The sequence below is a fragment of the Pedobacter sp. genome (assembly GCF_045627485.1).
In the GTDB taxonomy this organism is placed as follows: Bacteria; Bacteroidota; Bacteroidia; order Sphingobacteriales; family Sphingobacteriaceae; genus Pedobacter.
On record NZ_JAZQNU010000202.1, the window covers coordinates 1 to 12,739 of the forward strand.

11 protein-coding genes, 1 tRNA gene and 1 pseudogene are annotated in these 12,739 nt (G+C 41.2%); 6 read left to right on the forward strand and 7 right to left on the reverse strand.

Annotated features, from left to right (window positions below):
* The 4 genes and pseudogenes from ACR2F3_RS15925 to ACR2F3_RS15940 all read right to left on the reverse strand — a co-directional run.
* The coding region (locus ACR2F3_RS15925; protein WP_432710980.1) for a carboxypeptidase-like regulatory domain-containing protein at window positions 1-324 on the reverse strand (324 nt) is incomplete at its 3' end.
* Between the two features lie 897 nt (window positions 325-1,221).
* Window positions 1,222-1,295: transfer RNA gene (locus ACR2F3_RS15930), tRNA-Asn, on the reverse strand.
* A gap of 520 nt (window positions 1,296-1,815) precedes the next feature.
* A pseudogene (locus tag ACR2F3_RS15935) lies at window positions 1,816-2,739 on the reverse strand (ISAon1 family transposase); the annotation flags it as partial.
* Window positions 2,740-2,782: 43 nt separating this feature from the next.
* Entirely contained in the window at window positions 2,783-3,145 is a 363-nt protein-coding gene (locus ACR2F3_RS15940; protein WP_432710981.1) for an ISAon1 family transposase N-terminal region protein, read from the reverse strand.
* Window positions 3,146-3,880: 735 nt separating this feature from the next.
* Between ACR2F3_RS15940 and ACR2F3_RS15945 the strand changes: the two genes are divergently transcribed.
* Window positions 3,881-4,117 (forward strand): VIT1/CCC1 transporter family protein, encoded by a 237-nt coding sequence (locus tag ACR2F3_RS15945; RefSeq protein WP_432710982.1) that lies wholly within the window; start codon window positions 3,881-3,883, stop codon window positions 4,115-4,117.
* A gap of 93 nt (window positions 4,118-4,210) precedes the next feature.
* Window positions 4,211-4,651 (forward strand): hypothetical protein, encoded by a 441-nt coding sequence (locus tag ACR2F3_RS15950; RefSeq protein WP_432710983.1) that lies wholly within the window; start codon window positions 4,211-4,213, stop codon window positions 4,649-4,651.
* 119 nt (window positions 4,652-4,770) lie between these two features.
* On the opposite strand, the gene ACR2F3_RS15955 is transcribed toward ACR2F3_RS15950, so the two are convergent.
* Window positions 4,771-5,271: a DinB family protein gene (locus ACR2F3_RS15955; protein WP_432710984.1), complete on the reverse strand. Its 501-nt coding sequence runs from the start codon at window positions 5,269-5,271 to the stop codon at window positions 4,771-4,773.
* Between the two features lie 191 nt (window positions 5,272-5,462).
* On the opposite strand from ACR2F3_RS15955, the gene ACR2F3_RS15960 reads away from it, so the two are divergent.
* The 3 genes from ACR2F3_RS15960 to ACR2F3_RS15970 all read left to right on the forward strand — a co-directional run bounded on the left by ACR2F3_RS15960 (window position 5,463) and on the right by ACR2F3_RS15970 (window position 10,069).
* Window positions 5,463-5,918 (forward strand): hypothetical protein, encoded by a 456-nt coding sequence (locus ACR2F3_RS15960; protein WP_432710985.1) that lies wholly within the window; start codon window positions 5,463-5,465, stop codon window positions 5,916-5,918.
* Window positions 5,919-5,920: 2 nt separating this feature from the next.
* Window positions 5,921-6,529: an alpha-ketoglutarate-dependent dioxygenase AlkB family protein gene (locus tag ACR2F3_RS15965; RefSeq protein WP_432710986.1), complete on the forward strand. Its 609-nt coding sequence runs from the start codon at window positions 5,921-5,923 to the stop codon at window positions 6,527-6,529.
* 474 nt (window positions 6,530-7,003) lie between these two features.
* Window positions 7,004-10,069 (forward strand): beta-L-arabinofuranosidase domain-containing protein, encoded by a 3,066-nt coding sequence (locus ACR2F3_RS15970; RefSeq protein WP_432710987.1) that lies wholly within the window; start codon window positions 7,004-7,006, stop codon window positions 10,067-10,069.
* A gap of 93 nt (window positions 10,070-10,162) precedes the next feature.
* On the opposite strand, the gene ACR2F3_RS15975 is transcribed toward ACR2F3_RS15970, so the two are convergent.
* Both ACR2F3_RS15975 and ACR2F3_RS15980 read right to left on the reverse strand, forming a co-directional pair.
* Window positions 10,163-10,738: an SAM-dependent methyltransferase gene (locus ACR2F3_RS15975; protein ID WP_432710988.1), complete on the reverse strand. Its 576-nt coding sequence runs from the start codon at window positions 10,736-10,738 to the stop codon at window positions 10,163-10,165.
* 66 nt (window positions 10,739-10,804) lie between these two features.
* The gene (locus ACR2F3_RS15980; RefSeq protein WP_432710989.1) at window positions 10,805-12,190 is read right to left on the reverse strand and encodes an APC family permease; all 1,386 of its coding nucleotides are present in this window, start codon (window positions 12,188-12,190) and stop codon (window positions 10,805-10,807) included.
* A gap of 228 nt (window positions 12,191-12,418) precedes the next feature.
* Between ACR2F3_RS15980 and ACR2F3_RS15985 the strand changes: the two genes are divergently transcribed.
* Window positions 12,419-12,739 (forward strand): universal stress protein (locus ACR2F3_RS15985; RefSeq protein ID WP_432710990.1); only part of this gene is annotated, 321 nt, incomplete at its 3' end.

Genomic DNA, 12,739 nt, shown 5'->3' on the forward strand with positions numbered 1-12,739 from the left:
TGTTACAACAACTTCGGTAAGGTCCATACCATCAGAAACCAATGCTACATTAATAATGTTTGAACTTCCTACTGGCACTGTTTGTACAACATAGCCAACAAAAGAAAATTCTAATGTGGTTGTTGAGCTAGGCACAGTAAGTGAATATTTACCGGTTGCAGAGGTTTGGGTTCCAGTTTGAGAACCTCTAATTTTCACTGTTGCTCCAGGGAGCGTTGTACCATCCGGGCTGGATGTAACTGTACCAGTGATTGTCCGGTCTTGCGCGACTGCCACATGGGCAATACACAACAATACGAACAAGATTTGTAATAGTTTTTTCATAATCGAAATCTGGTTAATTAGTAGTTTTGTTAATTTTAACTCAATATAGAAACTTTAATGTAAATAAATTAAAAAAAATAAAATTGAGCTAAATTATCATCTAAAAAAAACCTAAACACCCTACTTTTATTAGTAAATTAACCTAAATTCTATTATGAATTTTAATAACGTCCTCTATAATTGCTCGTTTCTACACTGCAGAGGCATATTATTTAAATAGATCCTAAAAATTCTATGAATACTCTTTAAAAATACCTTCCATTATCAAGAAAAACACCATAATGAATTCATGTCACCACTTTATTTATAGCCAAATCATATCATTATAAGGAAAAATGAACATTTGAATTAAGTTTTGATTGCAGCCAACCCCATGCAGGAGACAAACAACCTACTCAGCATGCACAAAAACGCCATATATTTTTATTTCTTTTAACTCAAACCATCACCGGGAAGTGTTGCTTTAAGCTGAATTATTAACTGAAAAGCATAATAAAATGGAACCGTTCAGGATTTCCCGATTCGAGGGCACAAGGTTTTTCTTCTCATCAAACGCAGGCGCTGACTGAATACCACTACTAACTACGTTACTTACCGGGATTGGAATATTGTGGCAGAAGACACGCGAATAACAGAGGATTCGCAGCTTTTTTAAAAGAGATCAGTCGAGTCGATACCAACTTTAACTCGAGCCAGACTGTTGGTGGTTTTATAGGGGTGGCAAGATCTATTCAATACCATTATCAAACCATCCTGAATGACTTCGACGGCCGATCCACAAATGCCTCTGCTGAATCATTGATCCTTTTTGACTTGATCCCCTTTTTCTGCAAAATAAGAAGAATGTTTTGGTAAAATAAAAAAGGCAAGCGACCGTTTTACGTGCTTGCCTTTTTGCTCCCAAGACTGGGCTCGAACCAGTGACCCTCTGATTAACAGTCAGATGCTCTAACCAGCTGAGCTACTTAGGAGTCTTTATTCCCATCCGAAGTTCATTTTAAATGATTAAAACTTCCTTCGTTTTGGGATTGCAATATTAGGACTATTTTCTGGCTTCTGCAACATCAATTTGAAATAAAATAAACAACGTTTATAAACTATTGGTTTTCAGCAAAAAAAAACAATTGTAGCAGGAGTAAACAGCGATTCATTGATAGAAAAGCGATAAGAAGGTGTTAAGCCGCCGTTAAGAGGGTGTTAAAAGGGCTACAGCCGTTCAAAGGCCCTTCAAAGGCCCTTCTAAAGCCCTTCTAAAGCCCTTCTATCTATAGCCCCGCGTGTCTTGTATTAACATAGCTATACACGTGTGAAATTAATTAGGTAATGGTTATACAAGTAGTCTTGTTACTACTAATTGATTACATTGATTTTTTGTTCCTAAATGCTGTTTACATTTCTTAATATGGACCTATCAAATTTCCTTTATTTAGGTTACAGCGTGCTATATTGAAATACGGGATCAAGTCAAAAACTTGTGGAGCAAGGTGATTTTTATGCATAAAGTTGTGTAAGGCGGTACAAGAAAAACTCAATGCTTCTTACACCTCTAAACTGACTTCTGAATGCTTTTATTTTTGCATTGAAAGATTCTGCTGAGGCATTTGTAGACCTTTTATCGAAGTAGTTTAGGATGGTTTGATAATGATATTGAATAGATCTTGATATCGTGTTAAACGACTTAAAGCCCGACTGTCTTACTGCCTCATGCCATTTGGCAAGTCTTGCCAAGCCATAAAGCTTGTCGGTGGTTTTCTCAAAGATGTTGCTTAGATTGATGCTTAAGTTGTAAGCTTGTTTAAGTTTAGGGTATTTTTCAAAGAGTAGATCCGCACGTTCTTTCTGGCTTTCAGACCAGGCATCAGGCCTTCTGTATAATACATAACGGCTTCTGGCCAGGAGTTGTTTAACGGTATCTCCGTTTGAAAGTATTTCAGCACGGAAGGCTGTTTTGGCTTTTTTAGCCTGGTCTATTGCTTCATTTTCTGCATCTAAAGCTTCCCAGCGATACTTTATCCGCATTTCCTGTAGCGCTTCAGTAGCGAGTTTCTGAACATGAAATCTGTCGGTCACCCGAACCGCTGACCGGAAGCAGCGCTTTGCAATGAGCTCCATATTGCCTGCCATATCCAGGGTAATCTCGGTGACTTTCCTGCGTAGCCTTTCAGGAATTTTCTGAAGTACTTCTATCACTGTTTCCGCCTTTGTGCCGGCAATAATGGCTACGATAGCGCCCTTTCTGCCCTTGGCAGCCTTATTGGTAAGTATGGTATAAAGTTCTCCCTGAGACAAGGAAGTTTCATCAATGGATAGCTGAGCCCCTAAGTTCTCAGGGTATAGCAGCCACTTTTTTGCATGAGATCTTTGATTCCAGTCCTTGAACCCACTTAATGACTGGCGGTAGTTACGCTGCAGGGTTTTTCCCTTTACCCCATAAAAACCACCAACAGTCTGGCTTGAGTTAGGGTTGGTATCGACTGATCTCTTTTAAAAAAGCTGCGAATCCCTCTGTTATTCGCGTTCCTTCTGCAACAATATTCCAATCCCGGTAAGCAACCTTGTTAGTAGTGGTATTCAGCCAGCGCCTGCGTTTGATGTGAAGAAAAACCTTGTGCCCACGAATCGGGAAATCCTGAACGGTAATGGCAGGAAAAAAACCTTTTGAAAGCAGCTTCTCACCATCAGGCACATCCGGCGTCGTATTGACTTCCTGAAGGTCTAAATGAAATACATCTTCTTCCTTCCGAACTTCTTTAAGTTCAAAAAAATCAAGAATGAAATCTGGGAGCAATAAGCTTATTAAAGAATGGTAACCGTCCTGCATGAAGTAAGAAATCTAAAACAGCAAAGCTAAAAATATAAGGCTTGCTCCACAAGTTTTTGACTTGATCCACTTAAAGCCCGACTGTCTTATTGCCTCAAGCCATTTGGAAAGTCTTGCCAAGCCAGGTCTATCCCCAGTTTGCCTGCTGCTGCCTTTATGGAGCCATTTGCTCCGACAGCAATACAGCCATCTCCTTAAGGCCACATCATACATTCGTTTTTCATCTTACTCAAATTCAATCCCTTTGTTTAAACCTGCCCTCCTCAACTTCCAACCAATTGTAGCAACTCCAACCTAGTTATGTATCTGTGACCTGGATCAAAACAGTAACGATGCTTATATTTTATAAGCGTTATAAGTACGGGTTTTAATGATAAATACTGGTCGATATGTTTAAGAAATTAACGAGCATAAGCCTTTTACGACTTGTTTGTATTGTTAGCTAATCTCTGTATAATCAACATTCTTCAAAAACTTTTAATATAAATTTACTTTCCATACTCAATAATAATGCATTAGAAGATTTGTTTCGTTAATCGTGAATTTGATTATTTAAGACATTTATATACGAGTTTATCAAGTTATGTTTTGATTGTAATGTGAAAATCGATCATAAGGATGGGTAGCAATTAATTACGTATATTAGATTAGTTCACAGGATGTTAGACGTATTTTCACAAACAACATGCTACCCATAAGATGATAACAATTGACAACTATTTTGACAATCATTACATGCATCGAAGCAACTGGTTGAGAGCTGCCGTTCTTGGTGGAAATGATGGAATAATCTCAATTTACAGTCTTGCCATTGGCGTTGCGACTGCAAGTTCGACAAGAGAACCAATTGTTTTTGCAGCTGTAGCCGGACTTGTTGCAGGGGCATTGTCTATGGCGACAGGAGAATTTGTTTCTGTTAGTTCTCAAACAGACCCTGAAAAAACAGACATCAAAAGAGAATCAGGAACTTAAAGAAATGCCAACAGAAGAACTTAATATTCTGGCTCAGATTTATGAGCGGCGAAGCCTAAAAAAGGAAAGTTTAAAAATTTAAAATTCATAATCATGAACGCAACACATTGGCATTTAGTGATAAATCATTTATCAATCGTTTTCCCAATTGTGGGAGTAATCGTAATGGTTATAGGCCTCCTGTCAAAATCAGAAGCTGTTAAACGAACTGCATATATAATTTTTATATTGGGCGGATTAGCTTCAATAGCAGCAGTAACCACTGGTGAAAGTGCGGAAGAAGTTTTAAAAAACATAAGCATTACTACAGAGAATTATATAGAAATTCATGAGGAATCGGCAGAAGTATTTTCCTTTCTATCTTATATATTAGGAGGCTTTTCTATATTCGGACTATGGGCAACTTTAACACAAAAAACATTTTCAAATATTGTTGCCGTAATCATATTATTTTTCTCTCTATTCGTAATATTTTTCGGTGCACAGTCAGGAACAACTGGTGGAGAAATAATGCACTCGGAAATTAGAAAATAAAGTGCCGTGGCAGGTAACAACATAAGTTTGAAAGTGGAGAAAACAACTGCAATATGATAGCGGAAGCAACGCTTAATTCAATTACTAAAAATTAAACTCGTATTTAATTAACTCCGCACTTATTCTGGCGCCTCCAACCCCATGTCGGCCCACTCCTCTCTTGACGGTCCATAAATTCCCGGAACCGGCAAATCAAGCATGCGCATGATTACAGTCATTTGCCCACGGTGGTGGCATTGATGTGTAATCAATCCGTGTAATACCTGGCCTTTCGCCATTTGCCCTCCATACATCTCTACCTTTTCCGATAAAGCAGAATCTGTCCATTTAGAAGGCACTGCTTTACCAAGCTGTGCAGCATAATCTTCATAAACTGCAGTAAGTTCATGGATTGATGGAGGTATTGTTGCACGTTCAAGATGATCGGTCGCAAACAATCCTGCACGGAATCCTATTCCAGACGTGATTTGAGTGATATGCCAGGCCAGGCGTTCTAAAGAACGGACGTGAGGATGCACAATTGTGGCACGTTTATCATCGGTAATCCTATGAAGAATTTTAACTGTCGCTGCTGTCTCATCCTGCCAGTCGGCTATAAAATCATTAATATTTCTGTACATAACACAAGATTATCCCTAACATTTCAGTACAACAAATATAATAAATTAACTAATTTAATTAGTATCATGTTGCAAATTAAAAGCTAATAATATTAGTTTTTAATTTGGTTTATAGGACTTAACTTGCTTAATTTTGTAAAAGCTGTTGAGCTGAAAATCACATCTGTTCATAGCACTAAACGTTAAACTAAATGATTGAGCTAACCTATTTTAACCCTTTAGAAGCAAACAAAGCCTACCAGTTGATCCAACTCCACGCCGGAGACCCCTGGGAAGTAGTTTATGAAGGGGAAATCCTGGCCAGCATTGTTAAGCGCGACGGCACCTGGAGCAGTGCAGATGACACTAAACTTTACCAGCAGCTAATCCTGGCTTTCGGCGCTTTGATCGACCAGCAACATTTCAACCGGTTGCCACTGGAAATTGAAAAACACTGGTCCGATAAAGTGCAAAAAGCCATCGTCCAGGCAGATGACAAATACATGGTAATTTGCAAACCTGGGATAAATTTTGACCGCTTTGAAAAAGTGTTCCGAACTTACATCCCAAGCTTGGTGGCTGACGACTGGCAAATCTCTTTCCATGTATATGATGCAGAGATGTCCAACGATTTCGAAGCAACTGTTAAATACAAATTACTGGTTTAATCATGGAACAACTTAGTTTTTTTAAAGAAGCAGGTCAGACGCCGGGATTACCGCCTGAATTATTGGAATACAACCCAGGTTTTTGTGATGAACATCAAAGCAGCTATTTGTTGAAAAAGCTGATTGCCGTAACGCCCTGGACACAAAAAATCGTTCAGATGTATGATAAGCAAGTGGTTACCCCTAGGCTGACGGCCTGGTATTCCGATCCTTCCATACATGATTATACCACCATGCTCCATGCTTCCCCCCACCCCTGGACCGCCGACCTGCGCATGCTTAAGGAAAAAGTAGAACGGGTGGCCGGCATCACGTTTAATAGTGTGTTATTAAATTACTATCGTGATGGAAATGATTCCGTGGCCTGGCACAGCGATAACGAAAAAGCCCTAGGCACGCATCCGGTAATCGCTTCTTTGAGTTTTGGGCAGGTACGTTCCTTCGATATTAGGAACAAACAATATCATCGCCACAAATATGCAATTAAACTTGAAAGCGGATCATTAATGATCATGAAAGGAAACTTACAGCAGGATTGGGAGCACCGAATCGCTAAATCTGTTAAACCCATGAAGCCAAGAATTAACCTGACCTTCAGGGTAGTCATCTAATTAATGTTTACACCGCTACCATTGTACCACAAAAACTGGCTATATCGTACCCCAATAACCCATCAGCGAGGCCCAGTTAATTGCATAATATGGCAACCATTAGCTTGGTCATCATTTTCGCAGTCTTAGTTAAATAGTCAAGCTCCCAGCTAAGGTCGAGTATTTGAAAAGTTGTTTAAGACAGCATTACCTGATCCAGCGGTGCCAGAATTCCCGCACCAATGCTTATTTGACTATAATCGACTCGTAATCCTTCCAGATTTTTACTTCTACCTAGCCTTTTCAAATCGAATATGGCGCAATTAAGCCTTGCAATGCAACTGTTAATAAAATTACATGAAGTTAAGATCAAGTCATTATTTGCTAATATAGACCTACGTGTACACACCAATTCTTCCTAGTTTTATAGCTATTGAAGAACTCATGGCTGACCATGGCCAAACCACAATATAAACCAGTGAAAAAGACTAAACTATGAGAATGTACAATGTTTGCTGCCGTATGATACTATTTATTGCCGTATTCTGGCAGGGTGCCTTTAGCGTCCGGGCACAAAGCGGCGACCAGATATTAGATGGAATCGGTGAAACAGGAATGGTTGCCCGTTACTTATTTGCAGGGGATTTTAAAGATTGGTCCCGCAATAACCTCCATTCAAAATTTCATGGCACCGAAGCTAAATTCATCAAAGACCCGCGCTTTGGGCAGGTATTATCCCTCAGCGGGGACAACAATGCCTTTATAAGTCTGCCAGCAGATGTGTTAACGGACCTGGAGTCGCTAAGCATATCTGGATGGATTTTCCTTCGTTCTGAACAACCTGGACAACGTTTCTTCGATTTTGGAAAGCATGGCATTCAGCACTTTTTTGCCGCTCCTGCTGGCACAAAAAACCAGAAAGGGTATCAAGTGGCTATTTTCAAAACGGGAACACAGGACAAGGGTGCCGTAGCTCAGGTAATACCCACTAATAAATGGGTACACCTGGCCATTATCATTGATGTGGCATCAAAATCTATGGTTACGTATGTAGATAGTAAACCGGTTGCCGAAACGAACAACATCCCTGCAGATCTGGCTGCAACATTCGGACAGCAAGGCGGTAAAAAACCCACACTATATATTGGTAAATCGCTAGCACCGGGTGATCCCAACCTTAACGCCATGGTCCACGATTTCCGTATTTATAGGGTTCCGCTAAGTAGAAAACAGGTGGCCAGTGTCTATTTTAACGCATTGAAAGTGGTGCGTGAAGATGCAGCGAAGATGGGTAAAACTGAAGATAACCTGCCGCAATTTGCTGAAAACAACCCACAGCTTTACAACAGTTTCCTGTTGAAGGTAGCTGATGTGGAAGTGGAAACGGAGCAGGGAATTTTACCTCGCTTGCCTAGTTACACACAAGGGACATACCGTAATAACATGGCTGGCCCTAAAGTACGTGTATTGTGGCCCGCAGATAAAGACAATAGTGCCGTGCAAAAGCCGGGACGATATAAAATTACTGGTCGCGTTTCCGGAACAAATTTGTCACCAAAAGCTATTGTTACGGTAAAAGCATATACCAAATCTACGGCACCAGGTTTGAAGCTGGAGACCTTTGAATTAAACGATGTATCGCTAAAAACCGATGGCGAGAACAGGAAAACCAAGTTTGTGGAAAATCGTGATAAGTTTATTACCACATTAGCTACCACTAACCCCAACTCTTTTCTCTACATGTTTCGCCATGCCTTTGGACAGCCACAACCCGAGGGTTCAAAACCACTGGGTGTTTGGGATAGCGAGGATACCAAATTGAGAGGCCATGCCACCGGGCACTACCTCACCGCCATTGCACAAGCTTATGCCAGCACAGGATACGACAAAGATCTACAAGCCAATTTTGCTAAAAAAATGGAGGCTATGGTTAATACATTATACACCTTATCGAAACTATCGGGCACGCCAAAGCAAGGTAGCAATGCCGTGGTAGCCGACCCATCTGCCGTACCACATGGCCCAGGCAAATCAGGCTATGATTCTGATCTTAGCACTGCTGGTATCCGTACCGATTACTGGAACTGGGGAAAAGGATTTATTAGTGCCTATCCGCCAGATCAGTTTATCATGTTAGAACATGGTGCATCTTACGGCGGCCAGAAAACGCAAATCTGGGCGCCATACTATACTTTGCACAAAATATTAGCGGGCCTGATTGATGTGTATGAAGTTACCGGAAACAAAAAAGCACTACAGGTAGCTGAAGGAATGGGCGATTGGGTATATGCACGACTGAGTAAATTGCCGAAGGAAACATTGATTAAAATGTGGAACACCTACATAGCTGGCGAGTTTGGAGGCATGAATGAATCTATGGCACGCCTTTACCGACTTACCAATGAGCAGAAGTACCTTAAAACTGCACAGTTATTTGATAACATTGAAATGTTTTATGGCGATGCGGACCACACCCATGGATTGGCGAGAAACGTAGATACCTTCAGGGGCTTACATGCCAACCAACATATCCCCCAGGTAGTGGGAAGTATTGAAATGTACCGGGTATCGCAAAATCCGGACTATTATAATGTGGCTGATAACTTTTGGTATAAAACAGTTAACGATTACATGTACAGCATGGGTGGCGTTGCGGGGGCACGTAATCCGGCTAATGCAGAATGTTTTATCGCTCAGCCTGCTACATTATATGAGAACGGGTTTTCTGCTGGCGGTCAGAACGAAACCTGTGCGACTTATAACATGCTCAAATTAACCCGTAATTTGTTTTTATTTGACCAGCGTGCAGAGTTGATGGACTATTACGAACGTGGATTGTACAACCATATTCTGGCATCTGTAGCTAAAGACAGTCCTGCCAATACTTACCATGTTCCTGTAAGACCAGGATCGATTAAACAATTTGGCAATCCGCATATGACTGGTTTTACCTGCTGTAACGGCACTGCCATAGAAAGTAGCACCAAGCTGCAGAATTCGATTTATTTTAAAAGCAAGGACAACCAGGCACTTTATGTTAACCTATACGTGCCTTCTACCCTGCAATGGACAGAACGAAATGTAGCTGTAGAACAAACAACTAGTTTCCCTAAAGAAGACCATACCCGGCTAACCGTGAAAGGGAGTGGCAAATTTGATATACACGTGCGTGTACCTGGTTGGGCGACCAAAGGCTTTTTTGTAAACATTAATGGAAAAGCCCAAAAGGTAAAAGTTACACCTGGAACTTACCTTAAATTAAGCCGCAAGTGGAAAGATGGTGACCAGATCGACATAAAAATGCCTTTCCAGTTTCACCTTGATCCGGTGATGGATCAGCAAAACATAGCCAGTCTGTTTTATGGACCAATATTACTTGCTGCTCAGGAGCCCGAGGCAAGAAAAGACTGGCGTAAAATAAGTTTAGATGCTGGAGATATTGGTAAATCTATTCAGGGTGACCCGCAAAAACTAGAATTTACGGTAGACGACGTGGTCTTTAAACCATTTTACGACACCTACGGACGCCATTCTGTTTATATAGACGTCACGTTGAAATAATTTTGCAGCAAATCTGGTCTGGCACCCCTTACAAAAAAAATGCCCCTGAATAATGATCCAGGGGCATTTTAGCATGACGGTGAAATTATTATATTATTCAGTTTTTGTAGATTTTTTAGCTGGTACGGTCCAATAATAAATGGTTGCACCATCAACTACCTCCGTTTTATCCGGTTGCCAGTCGCCCATATCAAAAGCATGTGAAACAATACGTGTACCTGGTTTAAGGGCAAGTATTTTAGGACGTAGTTTCATGTTTACCGAAGGCAAAAGATACATGGTAATCACCGTAGCTTTATTCAAATCGGTTTCAAATAAATCGGCATTCACAAATTTCACCCTGTTTGAAACGCCTGCTTCTTTGGCATTAGCATTGGCTTCGGAAATCCTTTCCGGATCAATGTCAAACCCTACTCCTGTTACACCATAATCCTTTGCGGCTTTCACCACGATACGACCGTCGCCGCATCCCAGATCATACAGCACGTCACCTTTTTTTAAATTAGCCAATTTTAACATGGCTTCTACCACAGGTGGCCGTGTGGGTACATAAGGAACATCGAGTTTAGGTTTCGGCATTGAGGTTTGCTGCGCTTCCTGAGCAGCTACCGGCGCAAGGCCACCAACAGCCAAAAACATAGAGACAAGAATAGTTTTTACTGGTTTCATAATTTTTCATTTAGGTTTAGGTCACATTAATTAATTACAACTCATTGATTACAAAATCATTGACTATTAATCAACAACGATTTTATGGCTTTGTTTAGCACTGGCCCGTTGATTTTTTACACGAAAAACAAAGAGCATAATTCCCCCGGTGGCCAATACCCCTACACCTACCAGCGCCCCGATACCGGTATAAGCCAGACTTGAATATAATAAGTACGCACTACTGAGGCAAAAAATAATAGGCAACACCGGATACAAAGGCACACGAAACGGCCGCGGAGTGTCTGGCTCCTTTTTGCGTAAAACAAATAATGAGATGCCAACCAGGAGAAAGAAAAACCAGAAGACAGGTGCGGTATAATCAATAATGGTCTCAAAGCCGTTGCGTGTAAATAAGCCAAGGCTAATAAGGGCGAGAGAAATCAACCCTTGTATGATAAAAGCATTTAATGGCCCGGAGGTTTTACGGTTCCATTTGCCCAGGGATGAGAAAACGGGAAAATCCTTTCCCAGGGCATAATTAGTTCTGGCACCAGTAAAAATGGTGGCATTAACAGAGGTGAGTGCAGAAATAGCTACCAATATACCGATCAACCAAACGCCTGTAGGGCCCCAAACCATTTTAAGGAGGTCTACACCTACGGCATCGGATTTAGCCATTGCCTGGTGGCCCAGGGCTCTGAGAAAAGCAAGGTTGATGAGCAGGTAGATGAGGGTAATGATAACCAGACTGATTAATAACGCCTTTACCATCCGTTTCCGGCCATCCTTTAACTCGGCTGAGATATAAGCGGCTTCATTCCAACCCCCAAAAGTAAGTAGTACAAAAACCATGGCTAAGCCCATAAAACTACCAGAATCTCCAGTGCTGGGGGGCAATGCAGCTGCAGTGGGCTCCGGAGTAAAAGAAGGTGCAAAAAACAAACCGGTAGTAATGACAATTAATGCACCTAAAACTTCCGTCGCGGTAAATAATTTCTGTACACCTGTGCCCAATTGTATACCTGCGGCGTTGATACCTGTTAAAACAATAACCACCAGCGCTGCATAAATTACTGATGAATACTCCCCTAAACGATAGAGCTGGGAAAAGTAATCGCCAAAAATAAAAGCCAGCAAGGCAATAGACCCGGTTTGAATGACTGTCATCCGGGCCCAGGCAAACAAAAAAGCCGCACGCTTTCCATAAGCCCTCCTCAAAAAGTGATAATCGCCACCTGCGTTAGGAAATGTGGTGGTGAGTTCTGCATAACAGAGCGCGCCAATAATGGAGACAACCCCGCCGAGTACCCAGGCGAGTAAAAAAAGGCTATCGCTGCTTGTATTTGCAGCAACTAGGGATGGCGTTCTGAATATTCCCGCACCAATAACGATCCCAACGATAATGGCGATGGCATCACTTAAACTCAATTGTGGTCTTGGTCCTGCTGCTTCACTGTTTTGCATGTCCATAGAAGTAATTGTAAGGTATTAGCGATCTGCCAGAATATTACAATTTAAAGTTGTATAATGTTCAAACAAGTGTAGTACAAAAACAAAATTGGCGCAAAAGCGAAAAGTTCGATACCTTAGCAATGTTGGCGTCTCTCTACTTTCGGCACGAATACTGTATTAAACTATGTTGCTTAAGAAAACATATTTGAAATAAGCAATTGTACCCTATATATTTAACTAACTATAATGAATAAGATACTCGTTACGACCGATTTTTCAAGCAATTCGCAGGCAGCCATCCGTTTCGCCATACAGTTGGCATCGCAACATCCGCAACACTTAACATTTTTCCACTCCACCAATATCGAAAGGCCAACAGGCTGGAGCAATGCTGTTTACCAGTCGCATGAACATAGCGAATCTACACAAGTGCTGAGAAAGCTGCAGGCCTTCGTTGCAGAAACCTATGAAAGCATGGGGCTGCCAGTTTCAGAATTTGATTGTGTGATTAAAAACAATGCTGCTACAGACCGAAACATTATACAATACGCCGAAGAAAACGGCTAC

Bases quoted from the DNA above. Each gene is read 5' to 3' on its own strand.
- ACR2F3_RS15940 (WP_432710981.1), bottom strand. From the start codon at position 3,145: ATGCAGGACGGTTACCATTCTTTAATAAGCTTATTGCTCCCAGATTTC.
- ACR2F3_RS15945 (WP_432710982.1), top strand. From the start codon at position 3,881: ATGCATCGAAGCAACTGGTTGAGAGCTGCCGTTCTTGGTGGAAATGAT.
- ACR2F3_RS15950 (WP_432710983.1), top strand. From the start codon at position 4,211: ATGAACGCAACACATTGGCATTTAGTGATAAATCATTTATCAATCGTT.
- ACR2F3_RS15955 (WP_432710984.1), bottom strand. From the start codon at position 5,271: ATGTACAGAAATATTAATGATTTTATAGCCGACTGGCAGGATGAGACA.
- ACR2F3_RS15960 (WP_432710985.1), top strand. From the start codon at position 5,463: ATGATTGAGCTAACCTATTTTAACCCTTTAGAAGCAAACAAAGCCTAC.
- ACR2F3_RS15965 (WP_432710986.1), top strand. From the start codon at position 5,921: ATGGAACAACTTAGTTTTTTTAAAGAAGCAGGTCAGACGCCGGGATTA.
- ACR2F3_RS15970 (WP_432710987.1), top strand. From the start codon at position 7,004: ATGAGAATGTACAATGTTTGCTGCCGTATGATACTATTTATTGCCGTA.
- ACR2F3_RS15975 (WP_432710988.1), bottom strand. From the start codon at position 10,738: ATGAAACCAGTAAAAACTATTCTTGTCTCTATGTTTTTGGCTGTTGGT.
- ACR2F3_RS15980 (WP_432710989.1), bottom strand. From the start codon at position 12,190: ATGGACATGCAAAACAGTGAAGCAGCAGGACCAAGACCACAATTGAGT.